The sequence below is a fragment of the Rickettsia gravesii BWI-1 genome (assembly GCF_000485845.1).
Classification (GTDB): Bacteria; Pseudomonadota; Alphaproteobacteria; order Rickettsiales; family Rickettsiaceae; genus Rickettsia; species Rickettsia rickettsii.
On sequence record NZ_AWXL01000009.1, the window covers coordinates 39,193 to 53,731 of the forward strand.

The window sequence follows — 14,539 nt, forward strand, 5'->3', positions numbered from 1 at the left end:
AATGACATAGAGAGTCATGCACTAGTTAAACGCTTTATTATCTCTTCTCTATCAATCAAAGGTAAAACGCCTGCGATTTCCGGTCCTGATTCTCTGGCGGTTAAAGCAAGGCGAAGAGGTAAAAATAACTCTTTACCTTTCCTGCCTGTTATATTTGTTATTTCTTTAGTCCAAATGCTCCAGCTATCTTTAGTGATTTCACCTTTCGGTAATAATTCTGCTGCTTGCTTTAAATATTCCTTATCTAAATTTAGATTTTCTACATTCGGAGTTTGATGGCAAATTTCCCACCAATCTTTTACATCATGTAATTTTTGCAAGTTAGGGCTTACCGATAACCAAAAATTTTCATCAATATACTCGGCATCTATTGCTTTAAGGCGTTCTTTTACTGTATCAAAATCTAAACTTATAAGTAATTTATGATTTAATCTTTCTAAATCTTCCGGCTGATAGATAATTGGACTTTTAGAGAAACTACTTATCTCAAATTGATTTGCTAGCTTCTCCATTGATTTATAAGGCAAGATTTGTGCTGATGAACCAAGTAAACTAAAAAAGCTAGCGATTGCCATAGCTTCGATTCCGACTTCTTTTCTAAGAGTTGCGATCTCAAACCCTCCAACTCTTTTAGAAATTTTCTCATCTTTATTGATTATTAAACTTAAATGCCCAAAAGTCGGAGGAGTAGTATTTAAAGCCTCAAACATTTGAATTTGAATGGCGGTATTGCTAACGTGATCTTCACCCCTAATAATATGAGTAATATTATAATCAATATCGTCAATAACTGAGCATAACATATAGGTCATACTACCGTCTGCTCTTATCACTATTGGGTCGCTTAAAGCCTTGCCGTCATATTTAACTTCGCCTTTGATCATATCATGCCAGCTAATCGGTTCATGATTTACCAAAAATCTATAATGCGGTTTTCTTCCTTGTTCTGTATATTTCTTTGCTTGCTCTTCAGTTAGATTTAAGCTAGCTCGATCATAAATCGGTGGTAAACCTTTAGATAATTGAAATTTACGCTTTAATTCTAGCTCTTCAGGAGTCTCATAGCAGGCATATAATCTTTTTTTGTCTAGTAATAGATTTTTGATTGCATCATATCTACTTAAACGACTTAATTGATTAAATGTCTGATCCCAATTAATATTTAAAAATTTTAGATCTTCCTTAATAGCGTCTTTATATTCCTGTTTACTACGCTCTAAATCCGTATCGTCAAATCTTAAAATAAACTGTCCGTTATGCTTCTTTGCATATAGCCAGTTAAGCAATGCTGCCCTGATATTCCCGACATGTAACATACCGGTCGGTGACGGAGCAAATCGTGTTATAACTTTTGTCATAAATAAGTAATTTTATTAATTGTTATTCCGTGGCTTGACCACGGGGTCTTGTATCACAGCCTGTGTCCTTAGACCCCGTGATCAAGTCACGGGGTGACACTAAACCATTTACGCCTGTTTCTTCTCTAATTTCGCTTTATTCTCTTCAATTAGCTTCATCGCATCATCTAAGCTTAAATTTAGAAAATCATATTTTTTTTGCACCGAAATAAATTTACCCATATATTTTATGTAAGGACCGAATTTACCGTATCCTATCATAATTTCCTCGTCGCTATCTTTATGAATACCTATTTTTAGCGGTAAGCTTAGAAGCTTTAATGCTATATCAAGTGTAATATCATTTTGGTTCAAGCTAGCAGGCACGGGGCTACGTTTTGGCTTTACTTTGTCTTCTTGTTCGCCAAGTTGAATATAAGGTCCGTAAGGTCCTTTTTTCAGATATATTTCTACTCCGTCTTTATCCGTACCTAAAACTTTATTCTCATTAGGCATAGCGGCAGACTCGCCTTCATTCTTGTTATTATCGTTACCGCTAACAATAGATTTTCTAAAAGTACATTCAGGGTAATTACTACATGCTAAAAACGCTCCGAACTTACCAAGCTTTAAGCTAAGCTCGCCCGTGTTACATGAAGGACAAACTTTAGATTCTTTATTCTCACCGAACAGGTGATAATCAAGGGCTTTCTGTACATAGCTAATAATCTTGGTTATTTTCTGCTCGTTTACTGATTCAATATTATGGTTAAAACCGCTCCAAAAATTATTTAAAGCAGCTTTCCATTCAAGTTTGCCGGCTGCTATTTCGTCTAATTCGTTTTCAAGTCCTGCAGTAAAATCATATTCAACGTATTTTTTGAAGAAACCGACTAAAAATACCGTTACCAAACGTCCAAGCTCTTTAGGTATAAATCGTTTTTTCTCAAGAGCAACATATTTTCGATCTTGTAAAACCGATAAAATACTAGCATAGGTCGAAGGACGACCGATCCCAAGCTCTTCAAGTTTTTTCACTAAACTTGCTTCTGAATATCTTGGAGGCGGTTCGGTAAAATGTTGATTTGGAATAACTTCTTTAGTTTTAAGCGGCTCTTGTTCTTTTAAAGGCGGCAGCATTTTATTTTCTTCTTCAGCTTCATCGTCCACACTTTCACGATAAACCTTATAAAATCCGTCAAAGGCTATAGTCGATCCGTTTGCTTTTGCCAAATATTCTTTATTTTCCGAAGCTAAATTTGCAACTACCAAATCCATTATAACATTTTCCATTTGGCAGGCTATAGTTCTTTTCCAAATCAACTCATAAAGCTTATAATAATCCTTTTCTAGCTTTTCTTTTAAGCTATCAGGAGTATAAGTAATATTTGTGGGTCTTATTGCTTCATGAGCTTCTTGAGCATTTTTTACTTTGGATTTATAAATTCTAGGGCTAGTCGGTAAATATTTATCGCCGTAACTTTTATCGATTAACTTACGTATATCTGCTATTGCATCATTTGATAATGTAACGCCGTCGGTTCTCATATAAGTAATAAGTCCTATAGTTTCCTTACCTATATCAACACCCTCATAAAGTTTTTGTGCTATTTGCATAGTCTTTTTAGCACTAAAACCTAATTTTCTTGCTGCTTCTTGTTGTAGTGATGAAGTAATAAAAGGAGGTTGTGGTTGACGTTTTTGTTGTTTTTTTTCTATCTTATCAACATGAAATTTTTGAGATTTTAATTTTTTGGTTAAATCTTTGGCGTTTTTTTCGTTAATAATTGAGAATTTTTCTAACTTCTGATCGTTTGCGTGAGTCAATTTAGCAGTAAATAGTTCGTTATTACTATTTTGCATTTTAAGGCTAATATCCCAATATTCTTCTGACTTAAAACGCTCTATTTCATCTTCTCGCTCACATATTAATCGCAGAGCCACGGACTGTACACGTCCTGCCGATTTACATCCCGGTAACTTACGCCATAAAAGAGGTGAAAGGGTAAAGCCGACTAAATAGTCTAAAGCTCTTCTTGCTTGTTGGGCATTTACTAAGTTAGTGTCAAGTTTCCTAGGGTTTTCAACGGCGTGAATAATTGCTTTTTTGGTAATTTCGTTAAATGCTACCCTTTTGAAAAAATTATCGGATTTAACTTGATTCTTTTCTTTTATTACCTCTGCAACATGCCATGAGATAGATTCACCCTCACGATCAGGATCGGTTGCAAGATATACTGCATCAGCTTTTTTAGCATCTTTAACTATGGCATCTACATATTTACCGGCTTTATCGGAAATATCATATTTCATTGCAAAATTTTCATCAGGTAACACCGAGCCTTTTTTAGAAGGTAAATCTCTAATATGACCGAATGATGCAATGACCTTAAACTCATCACCTAAATATTTATTTATCGTTTTTGCCTTTGCCGGCGATTCTACTATTACTAATTTCATCTACTTATTATAAACTAATGATATTTTATTACCGGCGTGACGCATTACTATCCCGGCGAGTTCTAATTCTAATATTACCGTATGTATGATAGGAAGCGGTAATTCTATTTCTTTTTGTAAATATTCAAAGTCTATGGGTACTGCCGATAATAATTTCAATATAGCAGTACGTTCCTTTTGTGACGGTTCTTTAACATATCTCGTATTTACTGTTCCTAGCTTAACAAAATCCTTAAATAATCCATCATCTTTTTTCCTAAATTCTTCATATTGTGGTAAATTAGCTACAATATCGTCTACTGATTCCACTAAATATGCTCCCTCTCTAATCAATTTGTTTGTACCTTGACATCTTGGATCTAAAGGAAAGCCGGGAACGGCAAATATTTCCCTATTTTGTTCAAGTGCAAATTTTGCAGTTATTAATGAACCAGATTTTAAGCTTGCTTCTACTACCACTACTCCTAAGGCTAGTCTCGATATTATCCTATTACGCTATGGAAAATGTTTTCCAAGTGGGGTAGAACCGATAGGTAACTCAGCTAATATTAAACCTTCTTCTTCTAAATTTTCAAATAGTTTTTTATTTTCTGGTGGATATATATATGATCAATACCGCCTGCAATAACTCCGATAGTTTGAGAAATTGCAGCTTGATGTACGCTGCTATCTATTCCTCGTGTTAATCCTGAAACGGTTATATAACCTTCTTTTACTAAATCATTTGCAATTTTATGAGCAAAGCTTCTTCCGTTTGCAGCAGCGTTTTTGCACCTACTATTGCAACGCATTTATTATGATTTAATAACTCTATATTACCTTTATAGCTTAATATTGGCGATGGATCATAAATTTCAAGTAATAATTTTGATATTCCGGAGATTTATATGTGATGATCTTAGCGTTGTCTTTTTCGGGAAGCTCTAACTCTTTTTCAGTACCGCTTTTACTGAAAATTTTAATTGGTTTTGACTTTCCGTCTCGCAATAAAAAATCCGGAACGTTATCTATGGCAGTTGCTGCATCACCGAATAATTTAATTAAACTAAAGAAAGTTTTAGGACCGATATTTTCACTCCTAATAAGATGTAAAATATTAATTGTTTCAATATTATAAGATATTTTAGGAGCAGAAAATAATTCTTTCAACATTATTTAGGGTTAGTTTGATATTGAGTTAGTGCTGTATGTCATTCCTGCCTAGGCAGGAATTCAGTCAAGCATATAAAAATTTGTATTTTTATATGCTTATTTTGTTAAATATGTAATTGTTTATCAATGTTAAGGTTGTTTTTTTCTGGATTCCTGCTTTCGCGGGAATGACATCGAACCATGCAACAACACTAGACAAGCCACGGTAGGACAGTTTTCCACTTTAATAACACAGTAATATATTACAGCTTCTCTGCATGTGAGCTTAAATAATGTGCTATACCTTCATGTGATGGGGTAATTGCTTCCTCACCTTTATGCCAGCCGGCAGGACAAACTTCGCCATGCTTTTGATGATGAGTTAAAGCATCAATTACTTTTAATGTATAATGAATATCACGACCGATAGGTAAGTCGTTAACTAGCATGTGACGTACTATGAAATCCTTATCGATTAAAAAAGTTCCACGTAAAGCAACACCGTCTTCATTAAGTACATTATATTTTGAAGAAATATCCTTTTTGATATCGGAAACCATTGGGAATTGTACTTGTCCAAGTCCGCCTTTATTATGCGGAGTATTTTTCCAAGCTAAATGGCTAAAATGAGAATCAACGCTAACAGCTACTACTTTAGTACGTCTTTCGGTAAATTCACCAAGCTTATTGTGAAATGCTATAATTTCCGATGGACAAACAAAAGTAAAATCTAGAGGATAAAAAAATAGCACTATATTATCCTCTGCAGCATAATCGCTAAGTTTAAACTTATCGTCTATATTATTATTAGGCATAATAGCTTTAGCTGTAAAATCTGGAGCAGTTTTGCCGACAAATACTGACATATTCATAACCTTTTATTAATTAATAATCTGATATGATATATAAAACTAATTATTATTACAATAATAAATCTTTATAAATTGCTACTTATCTATTTTCGTTCCCGAAGAAGCTTTTAATTGGTTAAATATAGTTAACGCTCCGGTTACAAAACTACTCGGTTCTGAAAGATTTGCAGGTAAAATTACGGTGTTGGTATCTTTAGCCAAATTACCGAACGCACTAATGTATTGCTCGGCTATTTTAAGAGCTACTGCATCACTTCCTCCCGTTTTTTGTACAGCAGTTGCGACAATCTCAATACTATTTGCCGTAGCGGTAGCGACTAAGCCTATTGCTTCAGCTTCACCTTTTGCCCTGTTAACTTGATCTGTATAAGAAGCTTCTGAATTCAGTACGATTTGTGCTTTTTCACCTTCTGCATGGTTAATTTTTGCTTGTCTATTACCTTCCGACTCTAGAATTTGAGCTCTTTTTTGACGCTCTGCCGCTACCTGCAATTCCATAGCTTTAAGTATAGTTTGCGGAGGTTGAATATCTTTAATTTCATAACGCATACATTGTATGCCCCAATTTATAGCAGCCTGATTAATAGCTGCTACAATTGCTACGTTTAAAGTTTCGCGCTCTTCAAAAGTTCTATCTAAAGGGAGTTTACCGATTTCCGAACGCATAGTAGTTTGAGCAAGCTGTGTTATGGCATAGTAAGGATTATTAACACCATAAGATGCTGCCATTGGATCAATGATCTTAACATATAAAACACCGTCTATAGATAATGTTACGTTATCGTTTGAAATAGCTGTTTGAGCGGTAACGTCTATTGCTTCTTCTTTTAAAGTATGTTTGTATGCTACTCTCTGAATGACAGGGATGAGTAAATTTAAGCCAGGCTGCAGTACCTTATCGAATTTTCCAAGTTTTTCTACTACCCATGCTTGTTGTTGCGGTACAACTTTAACCATTTGTATTATAACTAAAATTGCTATAATACTGAAAATTAATAATGCATATTCCATAATTCAATACCTTTTTTTATTTCCACTCTATATTATTTTTAATTATAAAAAAAGGATTTAAGTTAAACGGTACTTAATTATATATTTTTTTATCACTAAAATGGGTTTTAATTACTTGGAGTAAAGAAAGAATGCTTGAATATTCTTCAAGTTGTTCATTTACATTTTTTATCTCATTTAAAGCGCTATTAAAATCTTTCTGCAATAAATACGTTTCAGCCGCTTTATTTTGTTCTAGTGTTTTAAGTAAAATACTTTGTAAAAATCTATAATAATAGTCGTCTAGTTTAGGTATATCAGACATAATAATAAATCATATAATTATTGAGTTCTTAATTTATATATAAATTTTTTAATAATTCAATAATTTTTAACTAGATTTACATATACTTAAGTCTTTATTTATTATGTCGGAATCTATATTTAAACAGTCAAGGATTGAATGAAATACATAATCATGGCTAATTTCGGTATTAGCATAATTTTTAATTGAAGATACTGATTTAGGATATTTGGCTTGAAAATCATCTGATACCCAAACTATAAGAGGTACGGTTGTTTGTTCTGCAAGTAGTGGACCGCCGTGACCGTAATAACCATTTTCTCCGAGGGACTCGCCGTGATCAGATACATATAATAAAAATGCATTTTTATCTTTAAGCAAATCTATTAAATTAGATAAAAAAAAATCGGTATATAAAATAGAGTTATCATAACTGTTAACTAAAGCAAGCTTATCGCAATCACTTGCATCTCCCTTAACCTTAATAGGACAGGTAGGGGTAAAATACTCAAACTCTTTTGGATATCTCGCATTATAGTTCCAATGGCTGCCGGAAGTGTGAACTACTAAAAATTGTTTCTCTGAGTTTGTTATTATTTCTTTTATAAAAGGCAATATTTTTTCATCATGATCATTTAAAGAAAATAGGGCAGAGCCGCCCGGTACTATAGTAAAATTAACGTCATTATATATATTACTGAGGTCAAAATTTGCAAAACTCCTCATTAAAGTTTGAGTACCGATCCAAGTAGTATTAAAGCCAAGATTTGTTAAAATTGATAAAAAGCTGTTCTCTTGTCTACTATTTTCAATTTGATTTGCAGGATAACGTGAAAGTAACGACGGTACGGAAAGATAGGTAAGGTTAGAAGAAGATTTAGCTTTGAAAGAAATTAGGTTTTTAGTAGTCTTTAAGTAAGGAGTCGTATCTCTTTCATAACCGTTAATACCGAAATGATCAAATCTTGCTGATTCTCCTATAACTAAAACACCGATAATATCTTTATCTGACTTATCTATAAAGTTATATTGTTTGCTAATATCTATACATGCATAATTTTTATTACCGAAATTTCCGGCAAAATTAAGGTAGCTATTATGTAAATACTGAATGGGAAAATAATTTTTTAGTATCTTAAATGAAGGAGTAATAATATTATATACAAAAATAAGTAAGCAAGCGGCAGATAATAGTTTTGTTACGAATGATTTAGAATTTTCGGCGGCAAAAGATTTGAGAGTATAAAAACAGGTAAAAAGGCAAAAAATTATCCATGTTATTAACTTAATGCTGGTTAATTCATAAACTTCGTTTAAATCCGTTGAGAAAAAACTACCTATTACTTGTTTAGTAGGATTGATTTTGAAGAAATAAATGTAATAACTAGCAATAGCGGATGTTATAAATAAAAACCCCACGCCGATTTTTAACACTAATCTATGTACGCTAAGACCGAAAAATGCTATAAAAGAAAATATATAAATATAGCAAAAATCTTTTGATAACTCTAATATCCCTCTAAAGATTGTTGCTTTATAATAATCAAATTTATAAATCAATATTGCGGTATTAAATAATAAACAATAAATAAAGGCTAAAATCGCCGATAATTTAATTAATTTCGTATCTAAATGTTTCTGAATAGTTTTTAGCATAAATAATAATTAATAAAGTAATTTTTATAACTATCATGATCATAAAAAATCTTCAAGAATTTTATCGGCTTTTAATACCAAATGCTCCGCTTATCGCTATTGATTACGGAAGCAAAAAATTAGGAATCGCATTATCTAATCAAGAACGTAGTATTGCTATGCCCTTAAATACTATAACCGAGATAAATAAAAAAATTGTTATTACTTCCTTGCTTAATATCATCGAGAAATATAAAGTTTGCGGTGTTATAATAGGTCTACCGATTAATATGAGCGGAGCAGTAACGGAGCAAACCAATATAGTGATAAAATTTGCTGAAGAGCTAGCAAAATCTATAAACTTGCCTATATATTTACAAGATGAAAGATTAACTACCAAAGCTGCAAATAATTTCCTTAAATCGTTTGGAGTGAAAAGAAAAGACCGTAATAATAACGATGATGCAGTAGCTGCTAGTATGATTCTTGAAACCGTGCTTGATTCTATAAAAAATATTTAATTAGGAAAGAATTGAAGAGTTGTTGCATGGATCGAAAAACCTACTCAATATCATCCCCGCGAAAGCAGGGATCCAGCAAAATAACTTCAATATTGATATAGAAGTTGCATATTTGACAAAATAAACCTAAAAAAACAAGTTTTTTATAGGTTTTACTGGATTCCCGCCTACGCGGGAATGACATAAAACGGTCCATGCAACAAAGCCAAGAATTTATGACAAACAAATTACCTCCTATTTCACCGGGACAAATTTTACTAGCAGAATTTATGGAACCTATGGGGATTAGTCAAAGCAAACTTGCTCGTGATATTGATGTACCCGTTACTAGGATCAATAATATAATTAAGCATCATCGTTCAATTGCCGCTGATACAGCCCTTCGTTTGGGTAAGTATTTTAATATTAATCCTCGTTGGTGGATGAATATGCAAGACCAATATGATTTAGAGCTTGCAGAAGATGAAGGTTGGAAAATTACAGAAGATAGCATAAGAACCTGTTCTATGGCAAGTTAATTATTTATAACTCAATATTGTTACGCACTCGAAACACTATTGTAAAGATATATTATTTATGATAGAACCGATTCGGTAAAAATAAATAAAATATACTATGAAAATATTAATTTTAGGTGTTACCGGTATGTTGGGTAATAGCATATTCAGGTTTTTAAGTAGTGATAAAAAATTTGACATTTTTGCGACAGCCCGAAATAATTCAGCTCGTTCTTACTTTTCTAAGGATTTATCCGATAAATTAATTACAAATGTAGATGTTGAGAACCATGATTCGTTAGTTGAGGTATTTAATCAAACAAAACCCGATATAGTAATAAATTGTATAGGGCTTGTAAAACAATTGGCAGATGCTAATAACCCGTTAAAAGCATTACCGATAAATAGTTTGCTGCCTCATAGGCTAGCTAATTTATGTAAACTAGCTAATTCAAGGTTAATCCATATTAGTACTGATTGTGTGTTTTCAGGAAAAAAAGGTAATTATAAGGAAAGCGATTTTTCTGACTGTTATGACCTTTACGGTCGTTCAAAATTTCTTGGTGAGGTAGATTATCCGCATGCTATCACATTGCGTACTTCCATTATAGGTCATGAGCTAGCAGGCAATAGAAGCTTAATCAATTGGTTTTTAAGTGCAGAAGGTTCAGTGAAAGGGTTTGAGAAAGCTATTTATTCAGGATTCCCGACAGTAGAGCTTGCAAGAATAATAAGGGATTTTGTGTTACCTAATAAAGAGTTGCACGGGCTTTATCATGTTGCCTCAAAACCGATTAATAAGTTAGAATTGTTAAAATTAGTAGCAGAAATATATAATAAAGAAATCGATATTATTTCGTCAGATGAGCTTGTAATAGATCGCTCACTAGATAGCACTCGTTTTAATGAGGTGACGGGATATACGCCTCCTGAATGGCGTGAGCTTGTAAAGTGTATGTGTGAGTTTAAGTAAATTGTCATTGCGAATATAGGTTTGTCCACTTTTAAAAAGATCTCAATGTCATCCCCGCGAAAGCGAGGATCCAGACTAAAAAATCTTTCATTTTAAAGATTTTTTATTATATAGTTTTTTTAAGTAAAGCTTTTAAAAAAAGCTGTACTTTACTGGATTCCCGCCTGCGCGGGAATGACATAGAAGAAAAATGTCCGGTACTATAGGCTTGTACACGGAATCCAGCATAAAGTGAGATAAATCGAGTTTTTTATGTTTGTATTTTTTATAACTGGACCCTGTGGACAAGCCACAGGATGACTACCCTAGAGTTTTTCTCGATTGACACAATGACAGAATGAATCAAAATAGGTATTTATATATAATGTTTGTAGATAAAACTTTAATGATTACAGGAGGCACCGGTTCGTTTGGTAATGCGGTGCTTTCTCGTTTTCTTAAATCCGATATTATTAACGATATTAAGGAAATTCGTATTTTCAGTAGAGATGAAAAAAAGCAAGAGGATATGCGTATTGCTTTAAATAATCCGAAACTTAAATTCTATATCGGGGACGTACGCAATTATAAAAGTATTGATGAGGCAATGCACGGTGTAGATTATGTATTCCATGCCGCTGCTTTAAAGCAGGTTCCGACTTGTGAATTTTATCCTATGGAAGCAATAAATACTAACATCTTAGGTGCTGAAAATGTTTTAAGTGCTGCTATTAATAACAAAGTTACAAAAGTTATTGTACTGAGTACCGATAAGGCTGTATATCCAATTAATGCAATGGGATTATCTAAAGCATTAATGGAAAAGTTAGCAATAGCAAAAGCACGTATGCGTTCTCCAGGTGAGACTGTGTTTTGCGTTACTAGATACGGTAACGTTATGGCTTCTAGAGGTTCAGTCATTCCTCTTTTTATCAATCAAATAAAACAAGGTAAGGAATTAACCATTACAGAACCGTCAATGACACGTTTTTTAATGTCGCTTGTAGATTCGGTGGATTTAGTTTTACATGCGTTTGAGCATGGTCATCAGGGTGATATTTTCGTACAAAAATCTCCGGCAAGCACAATTGAAGTACTCGCAAAAGCGTTACAAGATATATTCGATAGCAAAAATGAAATACGTTTTATCGGTACACGTCACGGCGAAAAACATTACGAATCATTAGTATCATCAGAAGAAATGGCAAAAGCTGATGATTTAAGGGATTATTACCGTATTCCTATGGACGGGCGCGATCTTAATTATGCAAAATATTTTGTTGAAGGTGAAAAGAAAGTAGCACTTTTAGAGGATTACACTTCCCATAATACAAAACGTTTAAATTTAGAAGAAGTAAAAGAGTTATTACTGACTCTTGATTACGTACAAGAGGAGCTAAAAAATGCTTAAGGTAATGACGATTGTCGGTACTCGTCCTGAACTTATTAAACTATGCTGCGTGATTTCCGAGTTTGATAAATATACTAATCACATCCTAGTTCACACCGGTCAAAATTATGCATATGAATTACATCAGGTTTTTTTTGATGATATGGGAATTAGAAAACCCGATTATTTCTTAGAAGTAGCAGCAGATAATACGGCAAAATCTATCGGGCTTATTATCGAAAAAGTTGATGAAGTACTTGAGAAAGAAAAGCCCGACGCCGTTTTATTTTACGGTGATACTAATTCATGTTTATCGGCAATTGCCGCTAAACGCCGTAAAATTCCGATTTTTCATATGGAAGCGGGAAATCGTTGTTTTGATCAGCGTGTACCTGAAGAAATAAACCGTAAAATCATTGATCATATTAGTGACGTTAACATTACGTTAACCGAGCATGCAAGACGTTATTTAATTTTCGAAGGTTTACCACCTGAGCTTATTTTTAAATCAGGTTCGCATATGCCTGAGGTCCTTGATCGCTTTATGCCTAAAATATTAAAGTCTGATATTTTAGATAAATTGTCACTTACCACAAAGCAATATTTCTTAATTAGCTCACATCGTGAGGAAAATGTTGATGTCAAAAATAATCTGAAAGAATTATTAAGTAGTTTACAAACGCTTATTAAAGAGTATAATTTTCCTGTAATCTTCTCAACACACCCAAGGACTAAAAAAAGGCTTGAGGATTTAGAGGGGTTTAAAGAACTTGGCGATAAAATAAGATTTTTGCCGGCCTTCGGGTTTACGGACTACGTCAAACTTCAGATGAGTGCATTTTGTATTTTATCCGATAGCGGTACTATCACTGAAGAGGCGTCTATACTTAATTTACCTGCTTTAAATATTCGAGAAGCACATGAACGTCCTGAAGGTATGGACGCCGGAACGCTTATTATGTCGGGTTTTAAGGCTGAACGGGTACTACAATCGGTGAAAGCTATTACGGAAGAACACGAGCATAATAAACGCTTGCAAGATATCGTGCCGGATTATGCAGAAGCAGGACTTGTATCAAAGAAAATATTACGTATAGTTTTAAGTTATGTGGATTATGTTAACCGTACAGTATGGTTTAAAAAGTAATCCTATTCATTATTATTGTATCAAAAACATGCAATTCTTTAGATTAATAAAACTTAACACTTTATTTTTAAGTGTTTTTTTACTAATAACTCTTATATCTTCTTTTTGCTATTCCAAAGAAAATTCTTATAAAAAAATAGTTTTCCTTGTTAGTACAGAGACATTCGGCGGCAAAGGCGTATACGCAATGTATAATGAGATGAAAAAAATAGGTCATGATGTCAAAATTGTAATAGTACCTCATCCTCATCCCAATATTCAAGGAGGAATAGATACCGGGTTTATTAGTAAATTTGATACACAAGATGTGATATATCCATGCGGTAAGTATGCTTCTTATTCAAATGTTAATACAAAATGTGAAATTTCTGAACTAAAAAATTATCAGCCGGATTTTATCTTTACGCAAAACCCTTACGAAAATTTTCAAGGCTATATATCAGAACCTTTTACGGCTGCTAATTTGTATAAGAGCTTTAGAGGAACTAAAACAAAAATTATGTATATAGTCTATGGTCCGCATATCTTTCATCAAAAAAATATTGATGATGATAAGTTATCAAGTTGCATAGAGACGGTATTTGTTGATTCAGAAAGTACAAAGGATATCTTTATTAGTAATTATAAATTTCCTAAGGATAGAGTTATTGTTTCAGGTTATCAACCATACTATGAAATAAGAAATTATAATATTAAAAAACCAAACTTGGAAACCATTTTATGGCTTCCTAGATGGGAGTTATCATTTAAAAATAGAGATTTATATGAAGGAGGTTCTACTTTCTTAAATTATTACTATTTTTTCTATAATTATGCATTACAACATCCTAATATTCATTTTATTATAAGACCGCATGTTACACTATTTACCTATGCGGTCGGTAAAAATTACTTAAGCCAAAGTGATATGGATAATATATTAAGTAGATTTAACTCTTTAAAGAATGTTACTGTTTCTGCACATGCATTTAGGTCGTTACTGGATGATATAATGGTGTCAGATATTGTAATAAGTGACGGTACTTCATCTCTTGCTGAAGTAATAGTTGCCGATAAGCCTATAATTTACTTAAGTAATGGTTGGAATAATGAATTTAATAGCAATGCTCTATCTAAAGAATTAAAAAAATATATGTATTTTGCTTATGAGCCGCAAGATATTATTAACTATATAGAATTTATTAAGCAAAATCATTATTTACCTTATCATGAAAATAGTAGTGGCAGAAATCAATTTAAAAAGATGCTTGATCCTGTAGAAAACCCTGCTGCATTTATCGCCGAATATTTATTAAAATTATAA

General features: G+C 32.9%; 15 protein-coding genes. 6 read left to right on the forward strand and 9 right to left on the reverse strand.

Annotated elements, in window-relative coordinates; translation table 11 throughout:
* Positions 1-14 precede the first annotated feature (14 nt).
* From gltX to RGRA_RS0103050, 9 genes are all read right to left on the reverse strand, one after another.
* Positions 15-1,358: a glutamate--tRNA ligase gene (gene gltX, locus RGRA_RS0103010; RefSeq protein WP_017443148.1), complete on the reverse strand. Its 1,344-nt coding sequence runs from the start codon at positions 1,356-1,358 to the stop codon at positions 15-17.
* 108 nt (positions 1,359-1,466) lie between these two features.
* Positions 1,467-3,797, reverse strand: coding sequence for a type I DNA topoisomerase (topA, locus tag RGRA_RS0103015; protein ID WP_017443149.1), 2,331 nt, complete (start codon positions 3,795-3,797; stop codon positions 1,467-1,469).
* Positions 3,798-4,256 carry a DNA-processing protein DprA gene (locus RGRA_RS13265; RefSeq protein ID WP_024547264.1) on the reverse strand — a complete coding sequence of 153 codons (459 nt, stop codon included), beginning with the start codon at positions 4,254-4,256 and terminating at the stop codon, positions 3,798-3,800.
* A 104-nt stretch (positions 4,257-4,360) separates the two neighbouring features.
* Positions 4,361-4,588 (reverse strand): DNA-processing protein DprA, encoded by a 228-nt coding sequence (locus RGRA_RS14085; protein ID WP_269077349.1) that lies wholly within the window; start codon positions 4,586-4,588, stop codon positions 4,361-4,363.
* A 37-nt stretch (positions 4,589-4,625) separates the two neighbouring features.
* Positions 4,626-4,949 carry a hypothetical protein gene (locus tag RGRA_RS0103030; RefSeq protein WP_024547265.1) on the reverse strand — a complete coding sequence of 108 codons (324 nt, stop codon included), beginning with the start codon at positions 4,947-4,949 and terminating at the stop codon, positions 4,626-4,628.
* Positions 4,950-5,191: 242 nt separating this feature from the next.
* A complete protein-coding gene (locus tag RGRA_RS0103035) occupies positions 5,192-5,794 on the reverse strand; it encodes a peroxiredoxin (protein WP_024547266.1) in 603 nt (200 codons plus the stop codon).
* Between the two features lie 81 nt (positions 5,795-5,875).
* Positions 5,876-6,811 carry an SPFH domain-containing protein gene (locus RGRA_RS0103040; protein WP_014365972.1) on the reverse strand — a complete coding sequence of 312 codons (936 nt, stop codon included), beginning with the start codon at positions 6,809-6,811 and terminating at the stop codon, positions 5,876-5,878.
* Between the two features lie 73 nt (positions 6,812-6,884).
* Positions 6,885-7,115, reverse strand: a complete 231-nt coding sequence (locus RGRA_RS0103045; RefSeq protein ID WP_017443152.1) for a hypothetical protein — start codon at positions 7,113-7,115, stop codon at positions 6,885-6,887.
* 66 nt (positions 7,116-7,181) lie between these two features.
* A complete protein-coding gene (locus tag RGRA_RS0103050; protein WP_017443153.1) occupies positions 7,182-8,750 on the reverse strand; it encodes a phosphoethanolamine transferase in 1,569 nt (522 codons plus the stop codon).
* Between the two features lie 35 nt (positions 8,751-8,785).
* Between RGRA_RS0103050 and ruvX the strand changes: the two genes are divergently transcribed.
* From ruvX to RGRA_RS0103080, 6 genes are all read left to right on the forward strand, one after another.
* Positions 8,786-9,250, forward strand: coding sequence for a Holliday junction resolvase RuvX (gene ruvX / locus RGRA_RS0103055; RefSeq protein WP_017443154.1), 465 nt, complete (start codon positions 8,786-8,788; stop codon positions 9,248-9,250).
* 194 nt (positions 9,251-9,444) lie between these two features.
* Positions 9,445-9,768, forward strand: coding sequence for a HigA family addiction module antitoxin (locus RGRA_RS0103060; protein ID WP_017443155.1), 324 nt, complete (start codon positions 9,445-9,447; stop codon positions 9,766-9,768).
* 97 nt (positions 9,769-9,865) lie between these two features.
* Positions 9,866-10,720 carry a dTDP-4-dehydrorhamnose reductase family protein gene (locus RGRA_RS0103065; protein ID WP_017443156.1) on the forward strand — a complete coding sequence of 285 codons (855 nt, stop codon included), beginning with the start codon at positions 9,866-9,868 and terminating at the stop codon, positions 10,718-10,720.
* 364 nt (positions 10,721-11,084) lie between these two features.
* Positions 11,085-12,110: a UDP-glucose 4-epimerase gene (gene capD / locus RGRA_RS0103070; protein ID WP_024547267.1), complete on the forward strand. Its 1,026-nt coding sequence runs from the start codon at positions 11,085-11,087 to the stop codon at positions 12,108-12,110.
* Entirely contained in the window at positions 12,103-13,236 is a 1,134-nt protein-coding gene (wecB, locus tag RGRA_RS0103075) for a non-hydrolyzing UDP-N-acetylglucosamine 2-epimerase (RefSeq protein WP_017443158.1), read from the forward strand. Before capD ends, wecB begins: the two co-directional genes overlap by 8 nt.
* Positions 13,196-14,539 carry a glycosyltransferase family protein gene (locus RGRA_RS0103080; protein WP_029662605.1) on the forward strand — a complete coding sequence of 448 codons (1,344 nt, stop codon included), beginning with the start codon at positions 13,196-13,198 and terminating at the stop codon, positions 14,537-14,539. Before wecB ends, RGRA_RS0103080 begins: the two co-directional genes overlap by 41 nt.

Bases quoted from the DNA above. Each gene is read 5' to 3' on its own strand.
- RGRA_RS0103080 (WP_029662605.1), top strand. From the start codon at position 13,196: ATGTGGATTATGTTAACCGTACAGTATGGTTTAAAAAGTAATCCTATT.
- RGRA_RS14085 (WP_269077349.1), bottom strand. From the start codon at position 4,588: ATGCGTTGCAATAGTAGGTGCAAAAACGCTGCTGCAAACGGAAGAAGC.
- RGRA_RS0103030 (WP_024547265.1), bottom strand. From the start codon at position 4,949: ATGTTGAAAGAATTATTTTCTGCTCCTAAAATATCTTATAATATTGAA.
- gltX (WP_017443148.1), bottom strand. From the start codon at position 1,358: ATGACAAAAGTTATAACACGATTTGCTCCGTCACCGACCGGTATGTTA.
- RGRA_RS0103045 (WP_017443152.1), bottom strand. From the start codon at position 7,115: ATGTCTGATATACCTAAACTAGACGACTATTATTATAGATTTTTACAA.
- topA (WP_017443149.1), bottom strand. From the start codon at position 3,797: ATGAAATTAGTAATAGTAGAATCGCCGGCAAAGGCAAAAACGATAAAT.
- wecB (WP_017443158.1), top strand. From the start codon at position 12,103: ATGCTTAAGGTAATGACGATTGTCGGTACTCGTCCTGAACTTATTAAA.
- RGRA_RS0103040 (WP_014365972.1), bottom strand. From the start codon at position 6,811: ATGGAATATGCATTATTAATTTTCAGTATTATAGCAATTTTAGTTATA.
- ruvX (WP_017443154.1), top strand. From the start codon at position 8,786: ATGATCATAAAAAATCTTCAAGAATTTTATCGGCTTTTAATACCAAAT.
- RGRA_RS0103065 (WP_017443156.1), top strand. From the start codon at position 9,866: ATGAAAATATTAATTTTAGGTGTTACCGGTATGTTGGGTAATAGCATA.
- RGRA_RS0103035 (WP_024547266.1), bottom strand. From the start codon at position 5,794: ATGTCAGTATTTGTCGGCAAAACTGCTCCAGATTTTACAGCTAAAGCT.
- RGRA_RS0103060 (WP_017443155.1), top strand. From the start codon at position 9,445: ATGCAACAAAGCCAAGAATTTATGACAAACAAATTACCTCCTATTTCA.
- capD (WP_024547267.1), top strand. From the start codon at position 11,085: ATGTTTGTAGATAAAACTTTAATGATTACAGGAGGCACCGGTTCGTTT.
- RGRA_RS0103050 (WP_017443153.1), bottom strand. From the start codon at position 8,750: ATGCTAAAAACTATTCAGAAACATTTAGATACGAAATTAATTAAATTA.